The sequence below is a fragment of the Pseudomonas sp. R4-84 genome (assembly GCF_054130985.1).
On the sequence record NZ_CP096390.1, the window covers coordinates 1,650,420 to 1,676,292 of the forward strand.

Consider the following 25,873-nt stretch of genomic DNA (forward strand, 5'->3'; position numbering starts at 1 on the left):
AAGATGACCACCGGTATCTTCATTCCCGAGCTGGGCCATCTGGCGATGATCCTGGCCCTGTGTTTCTCCCTGGTGCAGGCCGTGGTTCCATTGCTCGGCGCCTGGCGTGGTGACCGTCTGTGGATGAGCCTCGCCCAGCCAGCGGCATGGGGACAGTTCGCGTTCATGCTGTTTGCCTTCGCCTGCCTGACCTACGCGTTCATGGCCGACGACTTTTCCGTTGAGTACGTCGCCAGCAACTCCAACAGCGCCTTGCCCTGGTACTACAAGTTCAGCGCGGTGTGGGGCGCCCACGAAGGTTCGTTGTTGCTCTGGGCCTTGATCCTCGCCGGGTGGACCTTTGCCGTGTCGGTGTTCTCTCGGCAATTGCCCCAGGTGATGCTGGCCCGGGTATTGGCGGTGATGGGCATCATCAGCACCGGTTTCCTGCTGTTTTTGATCGTCACGTCCAACCCGTTCGAGCGCATCCTGCCCCAGGTGCCGACCGACGGTCGCGACCTGAACCCGTTGCTCCAGGACATAGGCCTGATTGTCCATCCACCGATGCTGTACATGGGGTACGTCGGTTTTTCCGTGGCCTTCGCGTTTGCCATCGCCGCGTTGCTCGGTGGTCGCCTCGATGCCGCTTGGGCTCGCTGGTCGCGCCCATGGACCATTGTTGCCTGGGCCTTTCTCGGCATCGGCATCACCCTCGGCTCGTGGTGGGCCTACTATGAACTCGGCTGGGGCGGCTGGTGGTTCTGGGACCCGGTGGAAAACGCCTCGTTCATGCCATGGCTCGTCGGCACGGCCCTGATCCATTCCCTGGCGGTCACGGAAAAGCGCGGGGTATTCAAGAGCTGGACGGTCCTGCTGGCCATCGCGGCATTCTCCTTGAGCCTGCTGGGAACCTTCCTCGTGCGTTCCGGCGTGCTGACGTCGGTGCATGCCTTCGCCTCGGACCCGGAGCGTGGCGTGTTCATCCTGATGTTCCTGATGGTCGTGGTCGGCGGTTCGCTGACGCTGTTCGCCCTGCGCGCGCCGGTGGTCAAGAGCCAGGTCGGCTTCAACCTCTGGTCCCGGGAAACCCTGCTGTTGGGCAACAACCTGGTGCTGGTGGTGGCGGCGTCGATGATCCTGCTGGGCACGCTGTACCCGCTGGTGCTCGATGCGTTGTCCGGCGCCAAGCTGTCGGTTGGCCCGCCGTATTTCAACGCATTGTTCATACCGCTGATGGCGATCCTCATGGTGGTGATGGCCGTCGGCGTGCTGGTGCGCTGGAAAGACACGCCGGTCAAATGGCTGATGGGCATGCTGACACCGGTGTTGTTGGGCACGGCTGCCCTGGCCGTGGTGGCCGGGATCGCCTACGGCGACTTCAACTGGGCCGTGCTGGCAACCTTCGTCCTGGCCGCCTGGGTATTGCTGGCCGGCGTTCGGGACATCTTCGACAAGACCCGTCACAAAGGCCTGATCAAGGGCCTGCCAACCCTGACCCGCAGTTATTGGGGCATGCAACTCGCCCACCTGGGCATCGCCGTTTGCGCCCTGGGCGTGGTGCTGTCCAGCCAGAACAGTGCCGAACGTGACCTGCGCCTGTCGCCGGGCGAATCCATGGACCTGGGTGGCTACCAGTTCGTCTTCGAGGGCGCCAAGCATTTCGAAGGGCCTAACTTCACCTCCGACAAGGGCACCGTGCGGGTCCTTCGCAACGGCCAGGAAATTACCGTGCTGCACCCGGAGAAACGCCTCTACACCGTGCAGAACTCGGTGATGACCGAAGCCGGGATCGATGCTGGTTTCACCCGTGATCTCTATGTCGCGCTGGGCGAATCCCTGGGCGATGGCGCCTGGGCGGTGCGCGTCCACGTTAAGCCGTTCGTGCGCTGGATCTGGTTCGGTGGCTTGCTGACCGGCCTGGGCGGAGTCCTGGCGGCGCTGGATCGTCGTTATCGCGTCAAAGTGAAGACCCGGGTGCGTGAAGCGCTGGGCGTGACAGGAGCCACTGCATGAAACGTTGGTTGATGGTATTGCCGCTGGCGCTGTTCCTGATGGTTGCGGTGTTCCTCTACCGGGGGCTGTTCTTGAATCCGTCGGAGTTGCCCTCGGCGCTGATCGGCAAGCCGTTCCCGGAATTTTCCCTGCCCTCGGTACAAGGCGACAGGACCCTGACCCACGCCGACCTGCAGGGCAAGCCGGCGTTGGTCAACGTGTGGGGCACCTGGTGCATTTCCTGCCGGGTCGAGCATCCGGTGTTGAACAAGCTGGCCCAGAATGGCGTGGTGATCTACGGCGTCAATTACAAGGACGTCAATGCCGACGCCTTGAAATGGCTGGCCGAATTCCACAACCCATATCAGCTCGATATCCGCGACGAAGAGGGCACCCTCGGCCTGAACCTGGGTGTGTACGGCGCGCCGGAAACATTCTTCATCGACGCCAAGGGCATCATCCGCGACAAGTTCGTCGGTGTGATCGACGAACAGGTCTGGCGCGAAAAACTGGCTGGCAAATACCAGGCCCTGGTGGATGAGGCCAAGCCATGAAGCGCTGGTTAGCCGCCGCTGTCCTCGGCTTGAGTCTGTCGGGTGTGGCCCATGCCGCCATCGATACCTATGAATTCGCCAATGACGCCGAGCGCGAGCGGTTTCGCGAGCTGACCAAGGAGTTGCGCTGCCCCAAATGTCAGAATCAGGACATCGCCGATTCCAACGCGCCGATCGCGACCGATTTGCGCAAGGAAATCTTCCGGATGCTCGGCGAGGGCAAGGACAACCAGCAAATCATCGATTTCATGGTGGATCGCTACGGTGAGTTCGTGCGCTACAACCCAGCCCTGTCTTCCAAGACCGCGCTGCTCTGGTTCGGCCCCGCCGGGCTGCTGCTGGGTGGTTTCGTGGTGATCGCGGTGATCGTGCGCCGCCGTCGGGTGCAGCGCAGCGCCGCCCCGGATACGCTTTCTGTCGAAGAGCGCCAGCGCCTCGACCAACTGTTGGATAAAACCAAGCATGATTGATTTCTGGCTCGCCGCAGGTCTGCTTCTCCTGGTCGCCCTGAGTTTTCTGTTGATCCCCGTGTTACGTGGCCGTCGCGCCCAATTGGAAGAAGATCGCACCGCACTGAACGTGGCGCTGTATCAGGAACGGGTTGCCGAACTGCAGGCCGAGCGGGAAGAGGGCGTGCTCAACGCGTCCCAACTGGACACCGGGCGCGCCGAGGCCGCCCGAGAATTGCTGGCTGATACCGAAGGCGCCGATGCGCCGCGTGAATCACGCCTGGGCAAGCCGTTGCCGCTTCTCGCCGCTGTGCTGGTGCCGGTGTTGGGCCTGGCGTTGTACCTGCATTTCGGTGCCATCGACAAAGTCGAACTGACCCGCGAATTCGCCCAGGCGCCGCAGTCCATGGAGGAGATGACCCTGCGCCTGGAGCGTGCGGTGGCGGCACAACCGGATTCCGCCGAGGGCTTGTATTTCCTCGGTCGGACCTACATGGCGCAGGATAGGCCGGCGGACGCGGCGAAGATTTTCGAACGCACCGTGGCGGTCGCGGGTCGTCAACCGGAGCTGTTGGGCCAATGGGCGCAGGCGCAGTACTTTGCCGATGGCAAGAAATGGTCGGATAAAGTCCAGGCCCTGACCGACGAAGCGCTGAAGCTCGACCCCAAGGAAGTGACCAGCCTTGGCCTGTTGGGCATCGCCGCGTTTGAAGGCGAGCGTTATCAGGAAGCGATCGATTATTGGGAACGCTTGCTGGCGCAATTGCCTGAAGGCGATAGATCCCGCGAAGCGTTGCAGGGCGGCATCACCCGGGCCACCGAGAAGCTCCAGGCCAGTGGGGGCAAGCTCGCCCAGGCGCCGACGGTCAAGGCCGTGGCACTGCTCAAGGTTCGCGTCGACCTGGCTCCGGCGCTCAAGGCGAAGGTGCAGCCGGGCGACAGCGTGTTCATTTTCGCCCGCGCCGTTTCCGGCCCGCCGGCGCCGCTGGCGGCCAAGCGCCTGACCGTCGCCGACCTGCCGGCCAGCGTCGAGTTAGGCGACGCGGACGCAATGATGCCGCAGCTGAAACTGTCGAACTTCCCCGAAGTCCAACTGGTGGCGCGTATATCCCGGGCCGGTCAACCGACCGCCGGCGAGTGGATCGGTCGCAGCCAGCCCTTGGCGAGCAGTACCACCGCACCGCAGCAATTGACCATCGACAGTCCGGACCAATGACAGGAACTCGCCCCATGACCGCCATCGCTCGTATCACACTGCTCACGCTCGTCCTGGGCCTGAGCGCTTGTGCGGTCCAGCGTCCGCCCGAACCTTCGGCGCCGCTGCCGCCCATACCGCCGTCGACACCGACCACCAAGCCAGCACCGTCGACCGCCCCCGGCAAACCGGTGACCCCGAACAAACCGGCCAAGCCAGTGCCGCGTACCTCCGCCAGTTTCGCGCCCCCACCCGGCGGCAACAGCCATTGGGATGCCAAGCTCGGGGTCTATGTGCTGGATGATCAGACCAATACCTTCTACCGCCAGCGCACCTACTATCGCTGGAACAATGGCTGGAGCCGTTCCGTCAGCCCGAACGGGCCGTGGGAAGACACCACCATCGAAGGCGTGCCGGCTGGGCTCGGACGCAAATTCAACTGAAAAACCATGGCGAGGGAGCTTGCTCCCTCGCCACAAAGGCTGCGTTGTGTCGTCAGACAGTTGAAGGTTCGACCTGTCATCCCCAGCGTCGTAGAATGCGCGCCTTTGCGAGCCTCACTGGCCAACCGCGTATTTATCGGAGCACCTGACCATGACGACCACCCCGACCGGCGATTACCTTGAAACCCTCTACGAAGGCTATGGCCAGCGTTTTCGCATGGACAAGCTGCTGCATGAAGTGCGCACCGAGCACCAGCACCTGGTGATTTTCGAAAACCCGCGCATGGGCCGGGTCATGGCCCTGGATGGCGTGATCCAGACCACCGAAGCCGATGAATATATCTACCACGAGATGTTGACCCACGTGCCGATCCTGGCCCATGGCGCGGTCAAGCGCGTGCTGATCATCGGCGGTGGTGACGGCGGCATGCTGCGGGAAGTGACCAAGCATGTGGGCATCGAGCACATCACCATGGTGGAGATCGACGGCACGGTGGTGGACATGTGCAAGGAGTTTTTGCCGAACCATTCCAAGGGCGCCTATGACGACCCGCGCCTGAACCTGGTGATTGACGATGGCATGCGTTTCGTTGCCACGACCCAGGAAAAATTCGACGTCATCATTTCCGACTCCACTGACCCGATCGGTCCGGGCGAAGTACTGTTCTCGGAGAATTTCTACCAGGCATGCCACCGCTGCCTCAATGAAGGCGGGATCCTGGTCACTCAGAACGGCACGCCGTTCATGCAGTTGGGCGAAGTCCAGACCACCGCCGGGCGCTTGCACGGCCTGTTCGCCGACTGGCATTTCTACCAGGCCGCCGTGCCGACCTATATCGGCGGCGCCATGACCTTTGCCTGGGGTTCGACCAACGCCGCTTACCGCAAGCTCTCCCGCGAAACCCTGCGCGAGCGCTTTACCGGCAGCGGTATCGTGACGCGCTACTACAACCCCGAGATTCATATCGGTGCGTTCGCCATGCCGCAATACGTGCTGCAGGCGATCAACAAGCCGAGCAACGACTGACGTCAGCGACAGTCTGCTCCTGTGGCGAGAGAGCAAGCTCCCTCGCCACTAGGCGCTGGCCCTTTTGTGTTGCCAAATATTCAATCAACGAAATTTTCACGAAACCTTGCAGACAATCCCACGCGCTTTTATTGCGGCGGTTATTAATGGCAATGCCATGACCGTTCGTGCAAGATTTGCGCTTTCGCGCAAGCCCCGGCCTTGAATGGCTCAGCAGAGGGCGCGCTGTTGTTCCTACTTTCGACCCCACTTCCAATAGGTCCTAAAACGACATGGCAATCCCGGACGCCCTGAGTCAGCAGCGCACCACGCATCGCCTGCTGCAACCGACCGTCAAATCGCACCTGGCCTACACGCTGCTCTGTGCCCTGGTGATGATGATCATGCTCAGCCTGCTGCGCGTGGCGCTGCTGGTCTACAACCGCCAGATGATCCTCGATACCCCAGCCTCGACCTTCGTGGAAGCTTTTATCAATGGGCTGCGTTTCGACTTGCGCCTGGTCGTCTATCTCTGCATTCCGCTGCTGCTGGCATTGTTCAGCGCGCGGGCCATGGCGGCACGTGGGTTCTTTCGTTTCTGGCTGACGGTCACCTCCAGCATCGCGCTGTTCCTGGGCTTGATGGAGATGGACTTCTACCGTGAGTTTCACCAGCGCCTCAACGGCCTGGTCTTCCAGTACGTGAAGGAAGACCCCAAAACCGTGGCGAGCATGCTCTGGTATGGTTTTCCCGTGGTTCGTTACCTGCTGGCCTGGGTGGGCGGCACCATCATCCTGAGCCTGGCGTTCAAGGGCGCCGATCGTGCCACACGGCCGCGTGGGCCTTTCAGTGGCGGCAGCATCGGCACGCGCCAGATCGCGCCGTGGTATGGCCGTGTCGCCGTGTTCCTGGTTTGCCTGCTGGTGGCCGTGGCCGCTGCGCGTGGCACCCTGCGCCAAGGGCCACCGCTGCGTTGGGGTGACGTCTACACCACTGATTCCAACTTCGCCAACCAGTTGGGTCTCAACGGCACGTTGTCGCTGGTGGCAGCGGCGAAGAGCCGGATGTCCGAAGACCGTGACAACATCTGGAAAGCCACTCTTGAGCAGCCGCTGGCGCAGCAGACCGTGCGCGACATGCTGGTGATGGCTGACGACAAGCTGGTGGACGCCGAGACGGCCGCCGTGCGTCGCGACTACACGCCGCCTGCCGACAAGACGCTGCCGATCAAGAACGTCGTCGTGATCCTGATGGAAAGCATGGCCGGTCATTCCGTGGGCGCCCTTGGCGCGCCGGGCAACATCACGCCTTACCTGGACAAGCTGTCCAAGGAGGGCCTGCTGTTCGACCGCTTCTTCTCCAATGGCACGCACACCCACCAGGGTATGTTCGCCACCATGGCCTGCTTCCCGAACCTGCCAGGTTTCGAATACCTGATGCAGACGCCGGAAGGCAGTCACAAGCTGTCGGGCTTGCCGCAGCTGCTCAGCGCCCGTGAATATGACGACGTGTATGTCTATAACGGCGACTTCGCCTGGGACAACCAGTCGGGCTTCTTCAGCAGCCAGGGCATGACCACGTTCATTGGCCGTAACGACTTCGTGAACCCAGTGTTCTCCGATCCGACCTGGGGCGTGTCGGACCAGGACATGTTCGACCGTGGCCTGATCGAGCTCAAGGCACGGGAGAATGGCAAGCCGTTCTATGCGTTGTTGCAAACCCTGTCCAACCACACGCCCTACGCGCTGCCAACGCCGTTGCCGGTGGAGCGCGTGACTGACCGTGGCAGCCTGAACGAACACCTGACCGCCATGCGTTACTCCGATTGGGCGCTGGGCCAGTTCTTCGAGAAGGCCCGCAAAGAGCCTTACTTCAAGGAAACCCTGTTCGTGGTGGTCGGCGACCATGGTTTCGGCAACGAGCGCCAGATCACCGAAATGGACCTGGGCCGCTTCAACGTGCCGATGCTGCTGATCGGACCGGGCGTGCAGGAGAAGTTTGGCCAGCGCAATCACACCGTGGGCACCCAGGTCGATATCGTCCCGACCATCATGGGCCGCCTCGGCGGGGAAGTGCGCAATCAATGTTGGGGCCGTGACCTGCTGAACCTGCCGCAAGGCGATACCGGTTTCGGCGTGATCAAGCCGTCCGGTAGCGAGCAGACCACGGCGATCATTCGCGACGACAAGATCCTGGTGCTGCCAAAAGAGAAAGAAATGGCGCCCAAGATGTATCGCTATGAACTCGGTGCGAACCCGCGGGCAGAAGTCATTCCGGATGCACCGGAAACTGCCGAGATGAAACTCAAGCTTGAATCGTTCCTGCAAACCGCGACAAAGAGTTTGTTGGATAACACCGCCGGCGTTATCGACGGCAAGCCGGACTGATAACCGGTGAATAAAAAAGAGGCCTTGAAGGCCTCTTTTTTTTGCGCTTGGGGATCTATATCTTGCCAAGTAACAGCAGGATCAACAGCACCACCAATACTACGCCGATGATACCGGACGGGCCGTAACCCCAACTTCTGGAGTGCGGGAAGACCGGAAGGCCACCGATCAGCAGGAGGATCAGGATGATGATAAGTATAGTGCCCATTGTTGATTTCCTTATTGGTCAGTTCTGGAGTGATGAAACTTTCAACTGCCAGCGCGCATGCATTAAATCCGGGCGGCTTATAAACTCCGACCGTAACGTCCTGTAAAAAATTCAAAGTTTTTTGTCGTCGCCATTGCGCGCGGGTTGACGCCATCTCTTGCCAAGGTTTCAAACCCATCAACTGTCATGGTTTGCCCTCGCCATTCAGCAAGATGATGGAACGTGGGTCGGGCCGGCTCCTTCGCTACACTCGGCCCATCTCTCCCGGAACAACAAGGCTGTTTCCCTATGCAAAATCGCATGATGATCACCGGTGCTGGCTCTGGCCTGGGTCGCGAAATCGCGCTGCGCTGGGCCCGCGAAGGCTGGCGCCTGGCCTTGTCTGATGTCAGTGAACCGGGCCTGCAGGAAACCCTCAGGCTGGTTCGCGAAGCGGGCGGCGACGGCTTTGTGCAACGTTGCGACGTGCGTGACTACAGCCAGCTCACCGCGTTTGCCCAGGCTTGCGAAGAAAAACTTGGCGGCATCGACATCATCGTCAACAACGCTGGCGTGGCGTCGGGTGGATTCTTCAGCGAACTGTCCCTCGAGGATTGGGACTGGCAGATCGCGATCAACCTGATGGGGGTGGTCAAGGGCTGCAAGGCGTTCCTGCCACTGCTGGAAAAAAGCCGTGGCAAAATCATCAACATCGCCTCCATGGCGGCCCTGATGCAAGGCCCCGCCATGAGCAACTACAACGTGGCCAAGGCCGGCGTGGTGGCGTTGTCGGAAAGCCTGCTGATCGAACTGGCGCAGCAGGAAATCGGTGTGCACGTGGTCTGCCCGTCGTTCTTCCAGACCAACCTGCTGGACTCGTTCCGCGGGCCGACTCCCGCCATGAAAGCCCAGGTCGGTAAATTGCTGGAGAGCTCGCCGATCAGTGCCGCTGACATCGCCGACTACATCTACCAGCACGTTGCCGAGGGCCAGTTCATGATCCTGCCCCACGAACAGGGGCGCGCGGCCTGGACGTTGAAGCAGAAAAACCCACAGCTGCTCTACGACGAAATGACCGCCATGGCAGACAAAATGCGCGCCAAGGCGCGACAGTCCCCAAGTTGACCTGCCTTCCCGGCATCCATCAGGATGGCGCCTCGTGCCCTCCTGATGGACCGCTCCATGCTCAATTACCTGTGGTTTTTCCTTGCCGCGCTCTTTGAAATCGCCGGGTGCTATGCCTTCTGGATGTGGTTGCGCCAGGGCAAGAGCGCCTGGTGGATCGCGCCGGCGTTACTCAGCCTGACATTGTTCGCCCTGTTGCTGACTCGTATCGAAGCCACGTATGCCGGTCGCGCCTATGCCGCCTATGGTGGGATCTATACCGTCGCGTCCATCGGCTGGCTGGCGGTCATCGAGCGCGCGCGGCCGCTGGCTTCCGACTGGATCGGCGTGGCGCTCTGTGTAATGGGGGCGGGAATAATTCTCTTCGGGCCGCGATTCACGGGACCTTGATCGGCTTCGATAAACGTTTTTTGCAGGACATTTCCTTCAGTTACAAGGATCCCGATGTGTAGGGGAATACTGAATTCGCGCCGGTATCTTGTGCATGGAAAACAGGCCGGGCATGGTCAAGGTCCAGACACTCTTAAGGACAAGAACCATGCTCGTATTAAGCCGCGCAGTGGGCGAGTTGATTTCCATCGGTGACAATATTTCCGTGCGCGTGCTGTCGGTCAGCGGCAGCACCGTGCGTTTCGGCGTGGAGGCGCCTCGACACGTCGAAGTGCATCGTTCCGAAATCTACGACAAGATCCAGAGAAAAAAGGCCCAGGCGGCACGCAAGGCCTGTTCAATCGAATAGATGCTTGGGCACGTCGTGCTTGAGCATCAATTGGCATTGTTCGCTTTCCGGATCGAAGACAATCATTGCCTGGCCTTTGGTCAGGGCCTGGCGGACCCGCAGGACGCGGGTTTCCAAAGGCGTATCGTCGCCATTGTCGGTCCCGTCACGGGTGACGAAATCCTCGATCAGGCGGGTGAGGGTGTCGACTTCGAGTTGGTCGTAGGGGATCAGCATGATAGGGCTCCGCTAAATATTGGGCGGATGCTACGGCGGATGAGCTGTGGCGGCTAGCCCGGGCTTTCTCATGTCTGCTCTGGCCTCATCGCGAGCAAGCTCGCTCCCACAGGGCCTCAGTGCATTGAAGTCTGTCGTGGGAGCGAGCGTGTTCTTGATGGAATTGTGAGCATGTGGGATCAGCTATCGGAACGCTGCCCAATCAGGCTGTCCACAGAAGGCACCCGGGTGTCGCTTTCCATTTGTGCATCGTGTTCGATCTGATGGCTGAAGCGGTCCAGTGAACCCTGGGCCGGTTGCGCATCGCTGGCAAACACCGGCGGGCTGAGGATGTAGGCGCCGAGCAGACGGCTGAGAGCCGCCAGGCTGTCGATGTGGGTGCGTTCGTAGCCATGGGTGGCGTCGCAGCCGAAAGCGAGCAGGGCGGTGCGGATGTCGTGGCCGGCGGTGATCGCGGAATGGGCGTCACTGAAGTAGTAGCGAAACAGGTCACGGCGCGCCGGCAGTTCGTTTTCCTTGGCCAGTTTCAATAAGTGCCGCGACAGATGGTAGTCGTAAGGGCCGCCGGAATCCTGCATCGCCACGCTTACGGCGTGTTCGCTGGAGTGCTGGCCCGGCGCGACCGGTGCGATGTCGATCCCGACGAACTCACTGACGTCCCAGGGCAGCGCGGCGGCCGCGCCGCTGCCGGTCTCCTCGGTGATGGTGAACAGCGGATGGCAATCGATCAGCAGCTCTTCGCCGCTGTCGACGATGGCCTTCAGCGCCGCCAACAACGCGGCGACCCCGGCCTTGTCATCCAGGTGACGGGCGCTGATATGGCCGCTTTCGGTGAATTCGGGCAAGGGATCGAAGGCCACGTAGTCACCGATGCCCACGCCCAGGGTCTCGCAATCGGCGCGGGTGGCGCAGTAGGCATCCAGGCGCAGTTCGATGTGGTCCCAACTGATGGGCATTTCATCCACGGCGGTATTGAACGCGTGACCGGACGCCATCAACGGCAGGACGCTGCCGCGAATCACGCCCGTATCGGTAAACAGGCTGACCCGGCTGCCCTCGGCAAACCGGCTCGACCAGCAACCCACGGGCGCCAGTGTCAGGCGACCGTTGTCCTTGATGGCCCGGACCGAGGCGCCAATGGTGTCCAGGTGCGCCGAGACCGCGCGGTCGGGGCTGCTTTTGCGGCCCTTGAGGGTGGCGCGGATGGTGCCGCGCCGGGTCATTTCGAAAGGAATGCCCAGCTCTTCGAGGCGCTCGGCGACGTAACGGACAATGGTGTCGGTGAAACCGGTAGGGCTGGGAATGGCGAGCATTTCCAGCAAGACTTTCTGCAGGTATTCGAGATTCGGTTCGGGAATCTTACTGATCATGGAAACTCCTCGCGAAATATTGGAACGAGAGACCCGTGGCGAGGGAGCTTGCTCCCGCTCGACTGCGAAGCAGTCGCCTTGAGCTCAAATCGGAGCACTAAGTGAGTCAGCAGGGCCGCCTCGCGCTGGTGGCCGGCCCGGCCCAGCGGGAGCAAGCTCCCTCGCCACAGAAATCTCAGACCACCGCTTGGCTATGGGGAAACAACAAGTCCACAAAACGCTCTGCGGTGGGTTGCGGTTCGTGATTGGCCAGCCCGGCGCGTTCGTTGGCTTCAATGAACACGTATTCCGGTTGATCAGCCGCCGGGACGAGCAGGTCCAGGCCGACCATCGGGATGTCCAGGGCCCGTGCTGCACGAACCGCCGCATCGGCCAGGGTCGGATGGAGGATGGCGGTCACGTCCTCCAGGACGCCACCGGTATGCAGGTTCGCCGTGCGCCGTACGAACAGATGCTCACCCTTGGGCAGCACGCTGTCGTAGGCATAACCGGCCGCGCTCAAGGTGCGCTCGGTTTCGGCATCCATCGGGATCTTGCTCTCACCGCCGGTAGCGGCCTGGCGCCGTCGGCTCTGGGCTTCGATGAGCGCGCCGATGGTGTGCTGCCCGTCGCCGATTACCTCGGCCGGGCGACGGATTGCCGCGGCCACCACTTCAAAACCGATCACGAGGATTCGCAAGTCCAACCCTTCGTGGAAGCTTTCTAGCAATACCCGGCTGTCAAACCGCCGGGCAGCTTCGATGGCGGCCTGTACTTCTTCGATCGTGCGCAGGTCCACCGCCACGCCTTGGCCCTGTTCGCCGTCCAACGGCTTCACGACCACCCGTTCATGCTCATCGAGAAACGCCAGGTTGTCGTCGGCATTGCCCGCCAGCTGTTGGGCCGGCAGGTTCAGGCCAGCGTTTTTCAGCACTTTGTGGGTCAGGCTCTTGTTCTGGCAGAGCGTCATGCTGATTGCGCTGGTCAGGTCGCTCAGCGATTCCCGGCAGCGAATCCGGCGGCTGCCGTGCATCAGGGTGAACAGGCCGGCCTCGGCGTCGTCCACTTGCACTTCGATGCCGCGACGATGCGCTTCCTCAACGATGATCCGCGCATAGGGGTTGAATTGCGCCTCGGGGCCGGGCCCAAGGAACAACGGCTGGTTGATGCCATTCTTGCGCTTGATGGCGAAGGTCTGGAGGCTGCGGAAACCGAGTTTGGCATAGAGGTTTTTCGCCATCCGATTATCGTGCAGTACCGACAGGTCGAGGTAGCTCAAGCCCCGGCTCATGAAATGCTCGATGAGGTGGCGCACCAGCACCTCGCCAACGCCGGGGCGTGAACACTGTGGGTCCACCGCCAGGCACCAGAGACTGCTGCCGTTTTCTGGATCGTTGAAGGCTTTCTGGTGATTGAGGCCCATCACGCTGCCAATCACCGCGCCGGTGTCGTCGTCCTCGGCCAGCCAGTAGACCGGGCCACCTTGATGACGCGGTGTCAATCGCTCCGGGTCGATGGGCAGCATGCCGCGAGCCTGGTACAGCTGGTTGATGGCCTGCCAGTCGCTATCGTTCTGGGCGCGGCGGATCCGGAAACCGCGGAATACTCGCGTGGCTTGTCGGTAATCGCTGAACCACAGGCGCAGGGTGTCGGACGGATCGAGAAACAGGTGCGCCGGCTCCAGCCCCAGCACTTGCTGGGGCGCGGCGACGTACAGGGCGATGTCCCGTTCGCCGGGTTGTTCGTTGAGCAGTTCCTGGGCCAGGGTCGCCGGGTCCGGGAACGTATGGCCGATCAGCAGCCGGCCCCAGCCGCAATGCACGGCGATGGGGGCGGCATTGAGTTCGCTGCCGTCTTCGGCCAGGCGTGCCTGCAAGCGTTCGTAGGACGGCGGTTGGCCGCGCAAGAGTCGTTGGTTGTGGAGGGTGGAATGGGGTTTCATCGGTCAGATTCCTTGCTCGCTGAGCCACAGGTTCAGCGCTGCCAATTGCCACAGCCGCGAACCGCGCAACGGCGTCAGCTGGCCGTTGGGGTCGGTCAGCAGGCGATCAAGCATGGTCGGGTTGAACAGGCCGCGATCCTGGCTCGGATCCAGCAGCAGTTCACGGACCCAGGCCAGGGTGTTGCCTTCAAGGTGCTTGAGGCCCGGCACCGGGAAATAGCCTTTCTTGCGGTCGATGACCTCGCTCGGGATCACCCGGCGTGCCGCTTCCTTGAGCACGTGCTTGCCGCCCTCGGGGAGCTTGAATTTGGCCGGCACCCGAGCGGAAAGCTCCACCAGACGGTAGTCGAGGAACGGTGTGCGTGCTTCCAGGCCCCAGGCCATGGTCATGTTGTCGACGCGCTTGACCGGGTCGTCCACCAGCATCACCGTGCTGTCCAGGCGCAAGGCCTTGTCGACGGCGGCATCGGCGCCCGGCTGGGCGAAGTGCTCCTTGACGAAGTCTCCGGCGGCATCGTTGGCCGTCAGCCATTTGGGTTGAACGGTGGCGGCATACTCCTCGTAAGTGCGGTCGAAAAACGCCGCGCGATAGGCCGCATACGGGTCGCTGGCGCCATCCACCTGCGGATACCAATGGTAACCGGCGAACAACTCATCGGCGCCCTGGCCGCTCTGAACCACTTTGCAGTGCTTGGCCACTTCCCGCGAGAGCAGGTAGAAGGCGATGCAGTCGTGGCTCACCATCGGTTCACTCATGGCGCGGAACGCGGCGGGCAACTGTTCAATGATTTCTTTTTCGTCGATGCGCAACTGATGGTGGCGGGTGCCGTAGTGCTTGGCGATCAGGTCTGAATATTGAAACTCGTCGCCGCGCTCACCGCCGGCGTCCTGGAAGCCGATGGAGAAGGTGGACAGGTCGTCAACGCCGACTTCGCGCAGCAGGCCCACGAGCATGCTCGAGTCCACGCCGCCCGACAGCAGCACGCCGACATCGACGGCGGCGCGCTGGCGGATGGCGACCGCTTCGCGGGTGCTGTCCAGTACGCGCTCGATCCAGTCTTCCAGTTTGAGGTTCTGCTCGTCGGGCCGGGGGCCGTAGGGCAGCGTCCACCAGGTTTTCTGCTCGGTGCTGCCATCCGCCTCGACGCGCATCCAAGTGGCCGGGGGCAACTTCTCGATGCCAGCCAGCAAGGTGCGAGGCGCCGGGACGACCGCGTGGAAATTGAGGTAGTGATTCAGCGCGACCGGGTCGAGCACAGGGTTGATGTCGCCGCCCTTGAGCAATGCCGGCAATGCCGAGGCGAAGCGCAGGCGCTGGCCGGTGCGAGACAGGTACAGCGGCTTCACGCCGAGACGGTCACGGGCGATGAACAGCCGCTTGGCGTCGCGCTCCCAGATGGCGAAGGCGAACATGCCGTTGAGCTTGGGCAGCAGAGCTTCGCCCCAGGCGTGATAGCCCTTGAGCAGCACTTCGGTGTCGCCGCCCGAATGAAAGGCGTAGCCCAGGCCTTCGAGTTCGGCCCGCAATTCCGGGTAGTTGTAGATCGCGCCGTTGAACGCCAGTGACAGGCCCAGTTGATTGTCGATCATCGGCTGGGCCGAGCCGTCGGACAGGTCCATGATTTTCAGGCGTCGATGGCCAAGGGCAATTGGGCCCTGGCTATGAAAGCCCCACGCGTCGGGGCCGCGAGGGGCCAAGTGATGGGTGATGCGCTCTACGGCCGCAAGGTCCGCAGGGTGTTGATCGAAACGTAACTCACCAGCTAATCCGCACATAAGTCCTTACCGGTTTTTCCGTTGGGGAGGGGTCAAGCCATACACGCCAAAAGGGCGGGTACTCTGAAACTGACCGGAGGGATGGCTGTGAGTTTTATATCGATGCGTTATAAGCCGACGGATGGAGGCTGTGGGTATTGCGACATTTGTCCAGGAAAAACTAGACCTTGTGGGAGCGAGCCTGCTCGCGAAGGCGGTGGTTCAGCCAACTTCTAAGCCGGTTGAACCACCGCTTTCGCGAGCAGGCTCGCTCCCACAGGAGAATGTGGCGAATCGTCAAAGTCCGTCAGGCCTTGCCCCGAATCAACGCCCGTAACGCAAATCGGTTGGGATGACAGGCCTCGGCCACGCTTCGCGGCAGGGGCAGCGATTCGTTCTCCAGCCACGCGGCGATCAGCTCGCCCGACAGCGGCGCGGTGATCAGGCCTCGGGAGCCGTGGCCGCTGTTGACGTACAGGCCGTCGAGCCAGGGGCAGGGGGCGTCGGGCACTTGACGGGCGTCCTTGGCCAGAACCGAATACGCCTCGATGAAGGCAGAGTGATCGGCCAGTGGCCCGACGATTGGCAGGTAGTCCGGGCTGGTACAGCGAAACGCCGCGCGGCCTTCCAGTTGCGCTGGGTCCAGCGCTTTGGCGTTGAGCCGGTCTACCAGGTCCACAGAAATATCTTCGAGCATCTTAAGGTTACCGGCATGCTCGGCGGCGGTGGGGGTCAGGTCGTCGCTGTGGAAATCGAAACTGGCGCCCAACGTGTGCTCGCCCATTCGCGGGGGCGCCACGTAGCCTTCGGCACAGACGACCGTTGCCAGGCGCTGGCTGCGGGTGGTTTGCGGCAGGCGAGTGATCTGCCCGCGAATGCGCTTGAGGGGCAGCTCGGCGGCAGGCTCGAAACGTTTGATCTCGGCCGCGCTGGCGAGGATCGCCACCGGTGCGCTGGCCACGCAGCGTTCGCCGTCCCAGGCCTGCCATTGGCCGTCGACACGCCGCAGTTCCAACACTTCATGGTGTGGCTGCAAGGTAATCGCCGGGTTCGAAGCCTGCCAGCGACACAGCGCTGGCGGATGCACCCAGCCGCCCTCGGGATAAAACAGGCCCCCGCTGGGCAAACCAATGCCGGCTTGCGCCTCGGCCTCATCGCGATCAAGCACCTTCAACAGACTGCCCGCAAAGGCCTCGGCCAAGCGCGCCTGGCGCTCGGCTTCCTTGGCATCGAAGGCCAATTGCAGGACACCGCAGCCGTCCCAGTCGAGGCTGCGCTGCAGGTGTTCGAGCACGCGCCGCGTGTAGCCGAAACCGCTGAGGATCATCTGCGACAGCGCCGTGCCGTGGGCCGACAGCTTGAGGTACAGCACGCCCTGGGGATTGCCGGACGCTTCCTCGGCCAACCCAGCGTGACGCTCCAGCAAGGTCACGTGCCAGCCACGGGCCGCGAGGCTGGCCGCGCTGGCGCAACCGGCCAGTCCGCCGCCGATGACCAAGGCCCGCCGCTCGCCGGTATGCGGGGCGGGCCGGGCGTACCAGGGCTTGATCGGCGCGGGTGACGGCGTCTGCTCCGGCCAACCGAGGAACACGCCGCGAAGAATCTCCCATTTATGGCCGATGCCTGGCGTGCGCTTCATCTTGAAACCCGCCGCGTTCAACCGGCGCCGCACCCAGCCGGTGCTGGTGAAGGTGCTGAGGGTAGCCCCCGGCGCGGCCAGTCGCGCCAGCTCGGCGAACAGCTCGGCGCTCCACATCTCGGGGTTTTTCGCCGGGGCGAAACCGTCGAGGAACCAGGCGTCGATCCGCCCATCCAGTTGCGGCAATTGCTCCAGGGCATCGCCAATCAACAACGTCAGGGTGACCCGGCCGCTCGCCAGGGTCAGGCGCTGGAAACCTGGGTGAATCGCCACGTACTGCCCGAGCAATTGATCGGCCTGGACCTTGAGCGCGGGCCACAAGGCCAGGGCCCGACGCAGGTCCTCGGGGCTCAGGGGAAACTTCTCGACGCTGACAAAATGCAGCCGTGCCCCGGCCGGTGCGCATTGCTCGAACAACTGCCAGGCGCAGAGGAAATTCAACCCGGTACCAAACCCGGTTTCACCGATCACCAGCCGCCCGCCCTCCGCCAGCCCGGCGAAACGCTCGGCGAGGTTGTTCTGTTGCAAGAACACGTAGCGGGTTTCTTCCAGGCCCGACTGGTCCGAGAAATAAACATCGTTGAACACCCGGGAGCGGGGGCGACCCTGGTCGTCCCAGTCGAGTTGGGCGTGGTGTTGAATGGGCGTCATGACGGGCTCGGCGAAAATGAAGGCGCCATTCTAGCCGATCGGCAAGGCGTTGCTTGATCCAAGGCAAGGGTGCCCGCATCCGGAAGGAATCTGCTGCGCAGGCGCGCATCCAATCCGCTAGTCTTGCCCCATTCCTTGAAGGAGCTGCCCATGTTCGAGTCCGCCGAAATCGGTCACGTCGTTGATAAAGAAACCTATGAGGCTGAAGTCCCGGCACTGCGCGAAGCGTTGCTCGAAGCGCAATACGAGCTGCACCAGCAGGGGCGTTTCCCGGTCATCGTACTGATCAACGGCATCGAAGGCGCGGGTAAGGGCGAGACGGTGAAGTTGCTCAACGAGTGGATGGATCCGCGATTGATCGAGGTCCGCACCTTCGACCAGCAGACTGACGAGGAGCTGGCGCGGCCGCCGGCCTGGCGCTATTGGCGGATGCTGCCGGCCAAGGGGCGCATGGGGATTTTTTTCGGTAACTGGTACAGCCAGATGCTGCAAGGGCGGGTCCACGGCGAGTTCAAGGACCCGCGGCTCGACCAGGGGATCAACGGTGCCGAACGCCTGGAGAAAATGCTCTGCGATGAGGGCGCGCTGATCTTCAAGTTCTGGTTTCACCTGTCCAAGAAACAGATGAAGGCCCGCCTCAAAAGCCTCAAGGACGATCCGCTGCACAGCTGGCGCATCAGCCCGCTGGACTGGCAGCAGTCGAAGACCTACGACAAGTTCGTCAAGTACGGCGAGCGCGTGCTGCGCCGCACCAGTCGCGATTACGCGCCGTGGCATGTGATCGAAGGGGTGGATGCCTGTTACCGCAGCCTTGCGGTCGGACGCATCTTGCTCGAAGGCTTGCGCCAGGCCCTGGATCGGCCGAAGGTCAAGGCGGCCAAGGTCAACGTGGCGCCGTTGCCAGCGCTGGATGACCAGGTGACCTTGATCGATAGCCTGGACATGACGCTACGTCTGGACAAGGCCGACTACGAAGAACAGTTGATCACCGAGCAGGCCCGCTTCGCCGGCCTGCTGCGCGACAAGCGCATGCGCCGGCATGCCCTGGTGGCCGTGTTCGAAGGCAACGACGCGGCGGGCAAGGGCGGTGCCATCCGCCGGGTCGCGGCGGCGCTCGATCCGCGCCAGTACAGCATCGTGCCGATTGCCGCGCCCACCGAGGAAGAACGTGCCCACCCCTACATGTGGCGGTTCTGGCGACATATTCCGGCCCGGGGCAAGTTCACCATGTTCGATCGCTCATGGTACGGACGGGTGTTGGTGGAGCGGGTCGAAGGCTTTTGCAGCCGTGCCGACTGGCTGCGAGCCTACGGTGAGATCAACGATTTCGAGGAACAGTTGGCCGATGCCGGCGTGGTGGTGGTGAAGTTCTGGCTGGCGATCGACAAGGAAACGCAGCTGGAGCGCTTCCAGGAGCGGGAGGAAATCCCCTTCAAGCGCTTCAAGATCACCGAGGACGACTGGCGCAACCGGGACAAGTGGGACGCCTATCGCTCGGCGGTCTGCGACATGGTCGATCGCACCAGCACCGAGATCGCGCCCTGGACGCTGGTGGAGGCCAATGACAAGCGCTGGGCCCGGGTCAAGGTGTTGCGCACGCTCAATGACGCGCTGGAGGCCGCGTTCGAGCGTTCCGCCAGGCAAGCACGGAAAAAGAGCTAGCACGATGGGCACGCATACGCGAGGTGAATGATTGTCGCGTTCGGTTATGCGGTGGATTTATCCTCGAATCCACTCTTAACCGATAACAACAATGAGGTGCCGCCATGCGTGAAGTGGTGATCGTCGACAGCGTACGGACCGGATTGGCCAAGTCCTTTCGCGGCAAGTTCAACATGACCCGTCCGGACGACATGGCGGCGCATTGCGTCAATGCGTTGCTGGCGCGTAACGACATCGACCCGGCCAGTGTCGAGGATTGCATCGTCGGCGCCGGTTCCAACGAAGGCGCCCAAGGCTTCAACATCGGGCGTAACGTGGCGGTGCTCTCGCAACTGGGCATCGGCACCGCCGGGATGACCCTCAACCGTTTCTGCTCCTCGGGCCTGCAAGCCATCGCGATTGCCGCCAACCAGATCGCCTCGGGTTGCAGCGAGATCATCGTCGCCGGCGGCGTCGAATCCATCAGCCTGACGATGAAGAGCGTCAACACCGACAACTTGATCAATCCATTGCTCAAGGAACAGGTGCCGGGAATCTACTTTCCCATGGGTCAGACTGCCGAGGTCGTCGCGCGCCGTTATCAGGTGAGCCGCGAGGAGCAGGACCGCTACGCCTTGCAGAGCCAGCAGCGCACGGCCCGGGCCCAGGCCGAAGGGCTGTTCAACGATGAAATCGTGCCGATGACGGTCAAGTACCGGGTCGAGGACAAGAGCACCGGCGCGGTTCAGATTCTGGGCGGTGTGGTTGACCGCGATGACTGCAACCGCCCCGATACCACCTACGAAAGCCTGGCCGGCTTGAAGCCGGTGTTTGCCGAGGACGGTTCGGTGACGGCGGGCAACTCTTCCCAACTGTCCGATGGCGCCTCGATGACGCTGGTAATGAGCCTGGAAAAAGCCGTGGCCCTGGGGCTCAAACCCAAGGCGTTTTTCCGCGGCTTTACCGTCGCCGGTTGCGAGCCGGACGAGATGGGCATCGGCCCGGTGTTCTCGGTGCCCAGGTTGCTCAAGGCCAAGGGGCTACAGATTGGCGACATCGACCTTTGGGAGCTCAACGAAGCGTTTGCCTCCCAATGCCTCTACAGTCGCAACCGGTTGGAAATCGATAACGAGAAATACAACGTCAACGGCGGCTCGATTTCCATCGGTCACCCGTTCGGCATGACCGGCTCGCGGCAAGTGGGGCATCTGGTGCGGGAGTTGCAACGGCGCAACCTGCGCTATGGCGTCGTGACCATGTGCGTGGGCGGCGGGATGGGGGCGACGGGGTTGTTCGAGACGGTGCGATAAGCGCCGCCTCAGGAGCTTCGTGGGGAGGGAGCTTGCTCCCACTCGGCTGCGAAGCAGTTGCCCCTTTTTACTGGGTATGAACCATAGAAGGGCCGCTTTGCGGCCCAGCGGGAGCAAGCTCCCTCGCCACGGGAGCTGCAAACTGTTCAGCCACCTTGGGCAACTTCTGCATCCGTTGGATGTATGCCGCAATCTCCTGCTCCGCCGCCTCACGAGTTTCGAACGGACCTTCCTGGGTGCCTTCGCGCGTATTGAAATAAAATTCGCCATTTACCCGGCAGATCCGGTCACTGCGGAATACTGTCTTGGGGGCGTCTGTATCGTTTGCGCGCGTTCCTGGCATTTCGGGTCTCCATGGGGGCTGCGTGGTTGTCTCAATTGAGCATATGTGGTGTCGCAGGTTTGCGCCTGTCCAGCCGATCGACGGCTAGCGACCCGTACAATTGCGTCGGCGCCAAATGCCCGATTGTGCCTGTGCCACCGATCGATCCGAGCCTAGAATGGGCGTTCATATCGAGGGCTTCGAGGGTTGCATGCACATATCGTCCGGTCGCTGGGTCTACGGGCTTCTTCTGGCTTTGTTGACCGCCCTGTTGTGGGGAATCCTGCCGATCAAGCTCAAGCAAGTGCTGCAAGTGATGGATCCGGTGACGGTGACCTGGTTTCGGCTGACGGTGTCCGGCGGGTTGCTCTTCGTTTACCTGGCGGCGACACGGCGCCTGCCCAGCCGCAAGGTGCTTGGCCCGCGTGGCGGCTGGCTGGTGGTGATGGCGGTGTTGGGGCTGGTGGGTAACTACGTCCTGTACCTGATGGGCCTGAACCGCTTGAGTCCCGGTACGGCGCAACTGGTGGTGCAGATGGGTCCGATCATGCTGCTGGTCGCCAGTCTGTTTGTATTCAAGGAGCGTTTCAGCGTGGGGCAGGGCATTGGCCTGCTGGTGTTGCTGATTGGTTTTGCGCTGTTCTTCAACCAGCGTCTGACCGAGTTGCTGACGTCGTTGAGCGACTACACCGCCGGGGTCTTGCTGGTGCTGTCTGCGTCGACGGTCTGGACGTTTTATGCCTTGGGCCAGAAGCAACTGCTGACGGTCTGGAATTCATTGCAAGTGATGATGGTGATCTACCTGTTCTGCGCGTTGTTGCTCACGCCTTGGGTTCATCCGCTGGAGGCGTTGCAACTGACCCCATTGCAGGGCTGGCTGTTGCTCGCCTGCTGCCTCAACACGTTGATTGCTTATGGTGCGTTTGCCGAGGCGCTGGCCCATTGGGAAGCCTCGCGGGTCAGCGCGACCCTGGCGATCACGCCGCTGGTGACGTTCGCCGCCGTGGCGATGGCCGCCTGGTGGTGGCCCGAGTATGTCCATGCCGAACAGATCAACGTTTTGGGGTATGGCGGGGCGGTGTTGGTCGTGCTGGGGTCCGCGCTGGTGGCGTTGGGACCATCGCTCATCGCCGGGCTCAGGGCCCGGCGCGAGCGTTTGGCGGTGGGTCGCTAGATCGCTGAGGGAGCGTAGGTGGGTGTCAGGTATGGTGATGTCGAGCCTGCTGGCGCCATCGCGAGCAGGCTCGCTCCCACATGGGTTCGTCTGTGGACTCGACATCAAGGCCCACACCGGCCCCTGTGGGAGCGAGCCTGCTCGCGATGGCGGCCTTCAGGACAACAAACTCAACCCTGCCCACCGGCCTCCAGCATGTTCTCCGGCCGGACCCAGGCCTCGAACTCCTCATCGGTCAGGTACCCCAGCTGCAACGCGGCCTCCCGCAGGGTCAGCCCCTCGCTGTAGGCTTTCTTGGCGATTTCCGCCGACTTGTCGTAGCCGATGTGCGGGTTCAGCGCCGTCACCAGCATCAATCCGCGTTCCAGGTGCGCCGCCATCTGCTCGGCATCCGGTTCGAGGCCGGCGATGCAATGCTGTTGGAAGTTGCTGCAGCCATCGGCCAGCAGGCGGATCGATTGCAGCAGGTTGTGGATGATCACCGGCTTGAACACGTTCAGCTGCAAGTGACCCTGGCTGGCGGCGAAACCGATGGCCACGTCGTTGCCCAGGACTTGGCAGGCGAGCATCGACAAGGCTTCGCACTGGGTCGGGTTGACCTTGCCAGGCATGATGGAACTGCCCGGCTCGTTGGCCGGCAATTTCACCTCGGCAAACCCCGCTCGCGGCCCGGAACCCAGCAGGCGAAGGTCGTTGGCGATTTTCATCAGGGTCACGGCCAGGGTCTTCAGCGCGCCGGACAATGTGGTCAGCGGCTCATGGCCCGCCAGCGCAGCGAACTTGTTCGGCGCGGTAACGAAGGGCAAGCCGGACAACGCCGCCAACTCAGCGGCAATCGCTTCGCCAAAACCATGGGGGGAATTGAGCCCTGTGCCCACCGCCGTGCCGCCCTGGGCCAGCTCGCAGACGGCCGGCAAGGCGGCGCGGATCGCTCGTTCGGCATAATCGAGTTGGGCGATGAACGCGGACAGTTCCTGGCCGAACGTGATCGGCGTGGCGTCCATCATGTGGGTACGGCCGGTCTTGACCAGCTTCATATGGCGCGCCGCCAGTTCCGCGAGACCACCCGACAACTCGCTGATGGCCGGCAGCAATTGCTGGTAGACGGCTTGGGCGGCGGCGATGTGCATCGCGGTGGGGAAGCAGTCGTTGGAACTCTGGGAACGGTTGACGTGGTCGTTGGGGTGAACCGGGCTCTTGCCGCCTCGCGGGTTGCCCGCCAGCTCATTGGCGCGCCCGGCGATGACCTCGTTGACGTTCATGTTGCTCTGGGTCCCGCTGCCGGTCTGCCAGACCACCAGAGGAAACTGGTCGTCATGCTGGCCGGCCAGCACCTCGTCGGCGGCCTGCTCGATCAGGCGGGCGATGTCGGCGGGCAGGTCACCGTTGCGGTCGTTGACCCGCGCGGCGGCTTTTTTGACCAGCGCCAAAGCGTGCAACACCGACAGCGGCATGCGTTCGTTGCCGATGGCAAAGTTGATCATGGAGCGCTGTGTCTGTGCGCCCCAATAGGCTTCATCCGGGACTTCAACCTGGCCAAGGCTGTCGGTTTCAATACGGCTCATCGGGTCAAACTCCTGTAGGTCTGAATGCGCAGTTTAGGCCCTGGTGGGCGCCAGCGGTTCCCTCAATCACCCCTCAATCTAGGAGCGCGCGGTTCTGTCCGTCAATCGGCCCCGCCAAGGGTCGGGGTTGAGCCCCGGCGTTTATTAGGCGCAGAATGGTCGCCCTTGGGGTTTTACCTCGCCTGTTAGAAAAGGAAACTCGATGACCCGTCTTCGTGCCATCTGTACCGCCGTTGCTCTGGTGTGTGCCAGCGGCCCTGTCTTCGCCGATACCGCCAGCCACAACGCCAGTGCCGAAGCGTTCCTGACCCTGGCGCATGCCGACAAGCTGGGTACCCCCGTCTACATGCAAGTACAGCAGATGTTTGCCCAGCGCTTCGAGCAGACCAAAGCTCCCGAGTCGAAAAAGGCCACGCTGGAGACCTACCAGGCCAAGGCCAATGCCGCGCTGGACCAGGCCATCGGCTGGAACAAGCTCAAGCCGGACATGGTCAAGCTCTACACCAGCAACTTCAGCGAATCGGAGCTCAAGGAACTGGTGTCCTTCTATCAGTCTCCCCTGGGCAAGAAAGTCCTGGAAAAAATGCCACAGCTGACCCAGCAATCGGCGCAACTGACCCAGGCCAAGCTGGAAAGCGCGGTGCCGGTGGTCAACAAGCTGCTGGCGGACATGACCGCCGAGCTCGAGCCGAAAGCCGCTGCCCCGGCCAAGAAAAAGCCATAAGCGGAGCCCTGGCATGAGCATGCAACAACGCATTGAATCGACCCTTGGGCTTCTGCAGCCCGAGCACTTGCAAGTGCTGGACGAAAGCCACATGCACAGCCGTGGGTTGCAGACCCACTTCAAGGCGGTCGTGGTCAGCCGACAGTTCGAGGGGCTCAATCGGGTCAAGCGTCACCAGATGGTCTACGGCACGCTGGGCGAATTGATGGGCGAATTCCATGCACTGGCGCTGCACACCTACACGCCGCAAGAATGGGCCGAGATCGACGCGGCCCCGGCTTCGCCGACCTGTGCCGGAGGCAGCAAGCACTGATTGTCATGGGTGAAGTAGCTTGTTGTGGCGAGGGGATTCATCCCCGCTGGCCTGCGAAGCAGGCCCATCCGGAAGGAAGCCTGGCGCCTGCTTCGCAGCCGAGCGGGAATAAATCCCCTCGCCACAGGGCAGTGTCCGGCCTTGCAATTGCAGCCCTGCAATACATATGTTTTTGCTAGAATCCGCACCGCGCCGCTTACCCGGCGCGTTTTTTTTCGCATCCGGTTCACCCTTTGCGAGGGTAGCCACCTGGAGAAATACCCATGACACCACCCATTGTCGTGGCGGCACTGTATAAGTTCGTCACCCTGAAAGATTACGTCGAGCTGCGCGAGCCCCTGCTCAAGGCGATGCTCGACAACGGCATCAAAGGCACGTTGTTGATCGCCGAAGAAGGCATCAACGGCACCGTTTCCGGCACCCGCGAAGGGATTGACGGATTGATGGCCTGGCTCAAGAACGACCCGCGCATGGATGATATCGACCACAAGGAGTCGTACTGCGACGAGCAGCCGTTCTACCGCACCAAGGTCAAGCTCAAGAAAGAAATCGTCACCCTCGGCGTCGACGGCGTGGACCCGAACAAGCAGGTTGGCACCTATGTCGAGCCGCAAGACTGGAACGCCTTGATCAGCGATCCGGAGGTCCTGCTGATCGACACGCGCAATGACTACGAAGTGGCCATCGGCACCTTCGAAGGCGCCATCGATCCCAAGACCACCAGCTTCCGAGAATTCCCCGACTACATCAAAGCCCACTTCGACCCAACCCGGCACAAGAAAGTGGCGATGTTCTGCACCGGTGGCATTCGTTGTGAAAAAGCGTCGAGCTATATGCTTGGCCAAGGTTTCGACGAGGTCTATCACCTCAAGGGCGGCATCCTGAAATACCTTGAAGAGGTGCCCCAGGAAGAAACCAAATGGCGCGGCGACTGCTTTGTATTCGATAACCGCGTGACCGTGCGCCACGATCTCAGCGAAGGCGACTACGATCAATGTCATGCATGCCGTACGCCGGTGAGCGTTGAAGATCGCGCCTCCGAGCACTACGTGCCCGGGATCAGTTGCCCGCACTGCTGGGACAAGCTGAGCGAGAAGACCCGCCGCAGCGCCATCGACCGGCAAAAGCAGATCGAACTGGCCAAGGCCCGCAACATGCCGCACCCGATCGGCTACAACTACAAGCAAACACCTTCCGAGGCTTGAGCCATGGCGTC

At 62.1% G+C, this 25,873-nt stretch carries 23 protein-coding genes and 1 pseudogene; 16 read left to right on the forward strand and 8 right to left on the reverse strand.

Going from position 1 to position 25,873, the window contains the following annotated elements; translation table 11 throughout:
* Positions 1-3 precede the first annotated feature (3 nt).
* From M1D68_RS07775 to M1D68_RS07805, 7 genes are all read left to right on the forward strand, one after another.
* Complete coding sequence (locus tag M1D68_RS07775) at positions 4-1,992, forward strand: heme lyase CcmF/NrfE family subunit (RefSeq protein ID WP_434610304.1); 1,989 nt, start codon at positions 4-6, stop codon at positions 1,990-1,992.
* Positions 1,989-2,525 carry a DsbE family thiol:disulfide interchange protein gene (locus M1D68_RS07780; protein ID WP_420767896.1) on the forward strand — a complete coding sequence of 179 codons (537 nt, stop codon included), beginning with the start codon at positions 1,989-1,991 and terminating at the stop codon, positions 2,523-2,525. The genes M1D68_RS07775 and M1D68_RS07780 overlap by 4 nt, the downstream gene beginning before the upstream one ends.
* On the forward strand, positions 2,522-2,995 hold the full coding sequence (locus M1D68_RS07785; RefSeq protein WP_420767895.1) for a cytochrome c-type biogenesis protein: 474 nt from the start codon (positions 2,522-2,524) through the stop codon (positions 2,993-2,995). Before M1D68_RS07780 ends, M1D68_RS07785 begins: the two co-directional genes overlap by 4 nt.
* Complete coding sequence (ccmI, locus tag M1D68_RS07790; protein WP_420767894.1) at positions 2,988-4,190, forward strand: c-type cytochrome biogenesis protein CcmI; 1,203 nt, start codon at positions 2,988-2,990, stop codon at positions 4,188-4,190. Before M1D68_RS07785 ends, ccmI begins: the two co-directional genes overlap by 8 nt.
* Positions 4,191-4,204: 14 nt before the next feature.
* Positions 4,205-4,612 (forward strand): hypothetical protein, encoded by a 408-nt coding sequence (locus M1D68_RS07795; RefSeq protein WP_434563034.1) that lies wholly within the window; start codon positions 4,205-4,207, stop codon positions 4,610-4,612.
* 151 nt (positions 4,613-4,763) lie between these two features.
* On the forward strand, positions 4,764-5,639 hold the full coding sequence (gene speE / locus M1D68_RS07800) for a polyamine aminopropyltransferase (RefSeq protein WP_434563036.1): 876 nt from the start codon (positions 4,764-4,766) through the stop codon (positions 5,637-5,639).
* A 272-nt stretch (positions 5,640-5,911) separates the two neighbouring features.
* Positions 5,912-8,005 (forward strand): LTA synthase family protein, encoded by a 2,094-nt coding sequence (locus M1D68_RS07805; protein ID WP_420767891.1) that lies wholly within the window; start codon positions 5,912-5,914, stop codon positions 8,003-8,005.
* A 55-nt stretch (positions 8,006-8,060) separates the two neighbouring features.
* Here M1D68_RS07805 and M1D68_RS07810 read toward each other — a convergent pair whose 3' ends face one another.
* Positions 8,061-8,213 (reverse strand): DUF3309 family protein, encoded by a 153-nt coding sequence (locus M1D68_RS07810; RefSeq protein WP_018606531.1) that lies wholly within the window; start codon positions 8,211-8,213, stop codon positions 8,061-8,063.
* Between the two features lie 288 nt (positions 8,214-8,501).
* Between M1D68_RS07810 and M1D68_RS07815 the strand changes: the two genes are divergently transcribed.
* From M1D68_RS07815 to csrA, 3 genes are all read left to right on the forward strand, one after another.
* The gene (locus M1D68_RS07815; RefSeq protein ID WP_420767890.1) at positions 8,502-9,317 is read left to right on the forward strand and encodes an SDR family oxidoreductase; all 816 of its coding nucleotides are present in this window, start codon (positions 8,502-8,504) and stop codon (positions 9,315-9,317) included.
* Between the two features lie 57 nt (positions 9,318-9,374).
* Entirely contained in the window at positions 9,375-9,707 is a 333-nt protein-coding gene (locus M1D68_RS07820; protein WP_457969898.1) for a YnfA family protein, read from the forward strand.
* Positions 9,708-9,855: 148 nt separating this feature from the next.
* Entirely contained in the window at positions 9,856-10,056 is a 201-nt protein-coding gene (gene csrA, locus M1D68_RS07825) for a carbon storage regulator CsrA (protein WP_420767888.1), read from the forward strand.
* On the opposite strand, the gene M1D68_RS07830 is transcribed toward csrA, so the two are convergent.
* The 5 genes from M1D68_RS07830 to mnmC form a co-directional block, all read right to left on the reverse strand.
* A complete protein-coding gene (locus M1D68_RS07830) occupies positions 10,045-10,272 on the reverse strand; it encodes a YheU family protein (protein WP_047226285.1) in 228 nt (75 codons plus the stop codon). The genes csrA and M1D68_RS07830 overlap by 12 nt on opposite strands.
* 179 nt (positions 10,273-10,451) lie before the next feature.
* Positions 10,452-11,642: an osmoprotectant NAGGN system M42 family peptidase gene (locus M1D68_RS07835; RefSeq protein ID WP_420767887.1), complete on the reverse strand. Its 1,191-nt coding sequence runs from the start codon at positions 11,640-11,642 to the stop codon at positions 10,452-10,454.
* Positions 11,643-11,817: 175 nt separating this feature from the next.
* On the reverse strand, positions 11,818-13,563 hold the full coding sequence (gene ngg / locus M1D68_RS07840) for an N-acetylglutaminylglutamine synthetase (RefSeq protein WP_420767886.1): 1,746 nt from the start codon (positions 13,561-13,563) through the stop codon (positions 11,818-11,820).
* Positions 13,564-13,566: 3 nt separating this feature from the next.
* Entirely contained in the window at positions 13,567-15,339 is a 1,773-nt protein-coding gene (locus M1D68_RS07845; RefSeq protein WP_457969901.1) for an N-acetylglutaminylglutamine amidotransferase, read from the reverse strand.
* Positions 15,340-15,625: 286 nt separating this feature from the next.
* Entirely contained in the window at positions 15,626-17,608 is a 1,983-nt protein-coding gene (gene mnmC, locus M1D68_RS07850) for a bifunctional tRNA (5-methylaminomethyl-2-thiouridine)(34)-methyltransferase MnmD/FAD-dependent 5-carboxymethylaminomethyl-2-thiouridine(34) oxidoreductase MnmC (protein ID WP_457969903.1), read from the reverse strand.
* 150 nt (positions 17,609-17,758) lie between these two features.
* Between mnmC and pap the strand changes: the two genes are divergently transcribed.
* Together pap and M1D68_RS07860 are read left to right on the forward strand one after the other, a co-directional pair.
* Entirely contained in the window at positions 17,759-19,270 is a 1,512-nt protein-coding gene (pap, locus tag M1D68_RS07855; RefSeq protein ID WP_434563044.1) for a polyphosphate:AMP phosphotransferase, read from the forward strand.
* Between the two features lie 104 nt (positions 19,271-19,374).
* Positions 19,375-20,559 (forward strand): thiolase family protein, encoded by a 1,185-nt coding sequence (locus M1D68_RS07860; RefSeq protein WP_457969904.1) that lies wholly within the window; start codon positions 19,375-19,377, stop codon positions 20,557-20,559.
* A gap of 148 nt (positions 20,560-20,707) precedes the next feature.
* Here M1D68_RS07860 and M1D68_RS07865 read toward each other — a convergent pair.
* Positions 20,708-20,902 (reverse strand): annotated as a pseudogene (locus M1D68_RS07865) (DUF6316 family protein); the annotation flags it as partial.
* Between the two features lie 190 nt (positions 20,903-21,092).
* Here M1D68_RS07865 and M1D68_RS07870 point away from each other — a divergent pair.
* Positions 21,093-22,055, forward strand: a complete 963-nt coding sequence (locus tag M1D68_RS07870; protein ID WP_420767914.1) for a DMT family transporter — start codon at positions 21,093-21,095, stop codon at positions 22,053-22,055.
* Between the two features lie 170 nt (positions 22,056-22,225).
* On the opposite strand, the gene M1D68_RS07875 is transcribed toward M1D68_RS07870, so the two are convergent.
* Positions 22,226-23,620 (reverse strand): class II fumarate hydratase, encoded by a 1,395-nt coding sequence (locus M1D68_RS07875; protein WP_030141034.1) that lies wholly within the window; start codon positions 23,618-23,620, stop codon positions 22,226-22,228.
* 202 nt (positions 23,621-23,822) lie between these two features.
* Here M1D68_RS07875 and M1D68_RS07880 point away from each other — a divergent pair, with 202 nt between their 5' ends.
* From M1D68_RS07880 to trhO, 3 genes are all read left to right on the forward strand, one after another.
* Positions 23,823-24,344 carry a DUF2059 domain-containing protein gene (locus M1D68_RS07880; RefSeq protein WP_420767909.1) on the forward strand — a complete coding sequence of 174 codons (522 nt, stop codon included), beginning with the start codon at positions 23,823-23,825 and terminating at the stop codon, positions 24,342-24,344.
* Positions 24,345-24,357: 13 nt separating this feature from the next.
* Positions 24,358-24,657: a BolA family protein gene (locus M1D68_RS07885; protein WP_434675156.1), complete on the forward strand. Its 300-nt coding sequence runs from the start codon at positions 24,358-24,360 to the stop codon at positions 24,655-24,657.
* A 263-nt stretch (positions 24,658-24,920) separates the two neighbouring features.
* Positions 24,921-25,862 (forward strand): oxygen-dependent tRNA uridine(34) hydroxylase TrhO, encoded by a 942-nt coding sequence (gene trhO / locus M1D68_RS07890; protein WP_457969907.1) that lies wholly within the window; start codon positions 24,921-24,923, stop codon positions 25,860-25,862.
* The last annotated feature ends 11 nt before the right edge of the window (positions 25,863-25,873 follow it).

What these genes read in the sequence shown, in the direction of transcription:
- M1D68_RS07860 (WP_457969904.1), top strand. Translation starts at nt 19,375, where the DNA reads ATGCGTGAAGTGGTGATCGTCGACAGCGTACGGACCGGATTGGCCAAG.
- M1D68_RS07885 (WP_434675156.1), top strand. Translation starts at nt 24,358, where the DNA reads ATGAGCATGCAACAACGCATTGAATCGACCCTTGGGCTTCTGCAGCCC.
- pap (WP_434563044.1), top strand. Translation starts at nt 17,759, where the DNA reads ATGTTCGAGTCCGCCGAAATCGGTCACGTCGTTGATAAAGAAACCTAT.
- M1D68_RS07795 (WP_434563034.1), top strand. Translation starts at nt 4,205, where the DNA reads ATGACCGCCATCGCTCGTATCACACTGCTCACGCTCGTCCTGGGCCTG.
- M1D68_RS07835 (WP_420767887.1), bottom strand. Translation starts at nt 11,642, where the DNA reads ATGATCAGTAAGATTCCCGAACCGAATCTCGAATACCTGCAGAAAGTC.
- ccmI (WP_420767894.1), top strand. Translation starts at nt 2,988, where the DNA reads ATGATTGATTTCTGGCTCGCCGCAGGTCTGCTTCTCCTGGTCGCCCTG.
- speE (WP_434563036.1), top strand. Translation starts at nt 4,764, where the DNA reads ATGACGACCACCCCGACCGGCGATTACCTTGAAACCCTCTACGAAGGC.
- M1D68_RS07785 (WP_420767895.1), top strand. Translation starts at nt 2,522, where the DNA reads ATGAAGCGCTGGTTAGCCGCCGCTGTCCTCGGCTTGAGTCTGTCGGGT.
- M1D68_RS07845 (WP_457969901.1), bottom strand. Translation starts at nt 15,339, where the DNA reads ATGTGCGGATTAGCTGGTGAGTTACGTTTCGATCAACACCCTGCGGAC.
- M1D68_RS07805 (WP_420767891.1), top strand. Translation starts at nt 5,912, where the DNA reads ATGGCAATCCCGGACGCCCTGAGTCAGCAGCGCACCACGCATCGCCTG.
- M1D68_RS07870 (WP_420767914.1), top strand. Translation starts at nt 21,093, where the DNA reads ATGCACATATCGTCCGGTCGCTGGGTCTACGGGCTTCTTCTGGCTTTG.
- trhO (WP_457969907.1), top strand. Translation starts at nt 24,921, where the DNA reads ATGACACCACCCATTGTCGTGGCGGCACTGTATAAGTTCGTCACCCTG.
- mnmC (WP_457969903.1), bottom strand. Translation starts at nt 17,608, where the DNA reads ATGACGCCCATTCAACACCACGCCCAACTCGACTGGGACGACCAGGGT.
- M1D68_RS07815 (WP_420767890.1), top strand. Translation starts at nt 8,502, where the DNA reads ATGCAAAATCGCATGATGATCACCGGTGCTGGCTCTGGCCTGGGTCGC.
- M1D68_RS07880 (WP_420767909.1), top strand. Translation starts at nt 23,823, where the DNA reads ATGACCCGTCTTCGTGCCATCTGTACCGCCGTTGCTCTGGTGTGTGCC.
- ngg (WP_420767886.1), bottom strand. Translation starts at nt 13,563, where the DNA reads ATGAAACCCCATTCCACCCTCCACAACCAACGACTCTTGCGCGGCCAA.
- M1D68_RS07780 (WP_420767896.1), top strand. Translation starts at nt 1,989, where the DNA reads ATGAAACGTTGGTTGATGGTATTGCCGCTGGCGCTGTTCCTGATGGTT.
- M1D68_RS07875 (WP_030141034.1), bottom strand. Translation starts at nt 23,620, where the DNA reads ATGAGCCGTATTGAAACCGACAGCCTTGGCCAGGTTGAAGTCCCGGAT.
- csrA (WP_420767888.1), top strand. Translation starts at nt 9,856, where the DNA reads ATGCTCGTATTAAGCCGCGCAGTGGGCGAGTTGATTTCCATCGGTGAC.
- M1D68_RS07830 (WP_047226285.1), bottom strand. Translation starts at nt 10,272, where the DNA reads ATGCTGATCCCCTACGACCAACTCGAAGTCGACACCCTCACCCGCCTG.
- M1D68_RS07820 (WP_457969898.1), top strand. Translation starts at nt 9,375, where the DNA reads ATGCTCAATTACCTGTGGTTTTTCCTTGCCGCGCTCTTTGAAATCGCC.
- M1D68_RS07775 (WP_434610304.1), top strand. Translation starts at nt 4, where the DNA reads ATGACCACCGGTATCTTCATTCCCGAGCTGGGCCATCTGGCGATGATC.
- M1D68_RS07810 (WP_018606531.1), bottom strand. Translation starts at nt 8,213, where the DNA reads ATGGGCACTATACTTATCATCATCCTGATCCTCCTGCTGATCGGTGGC.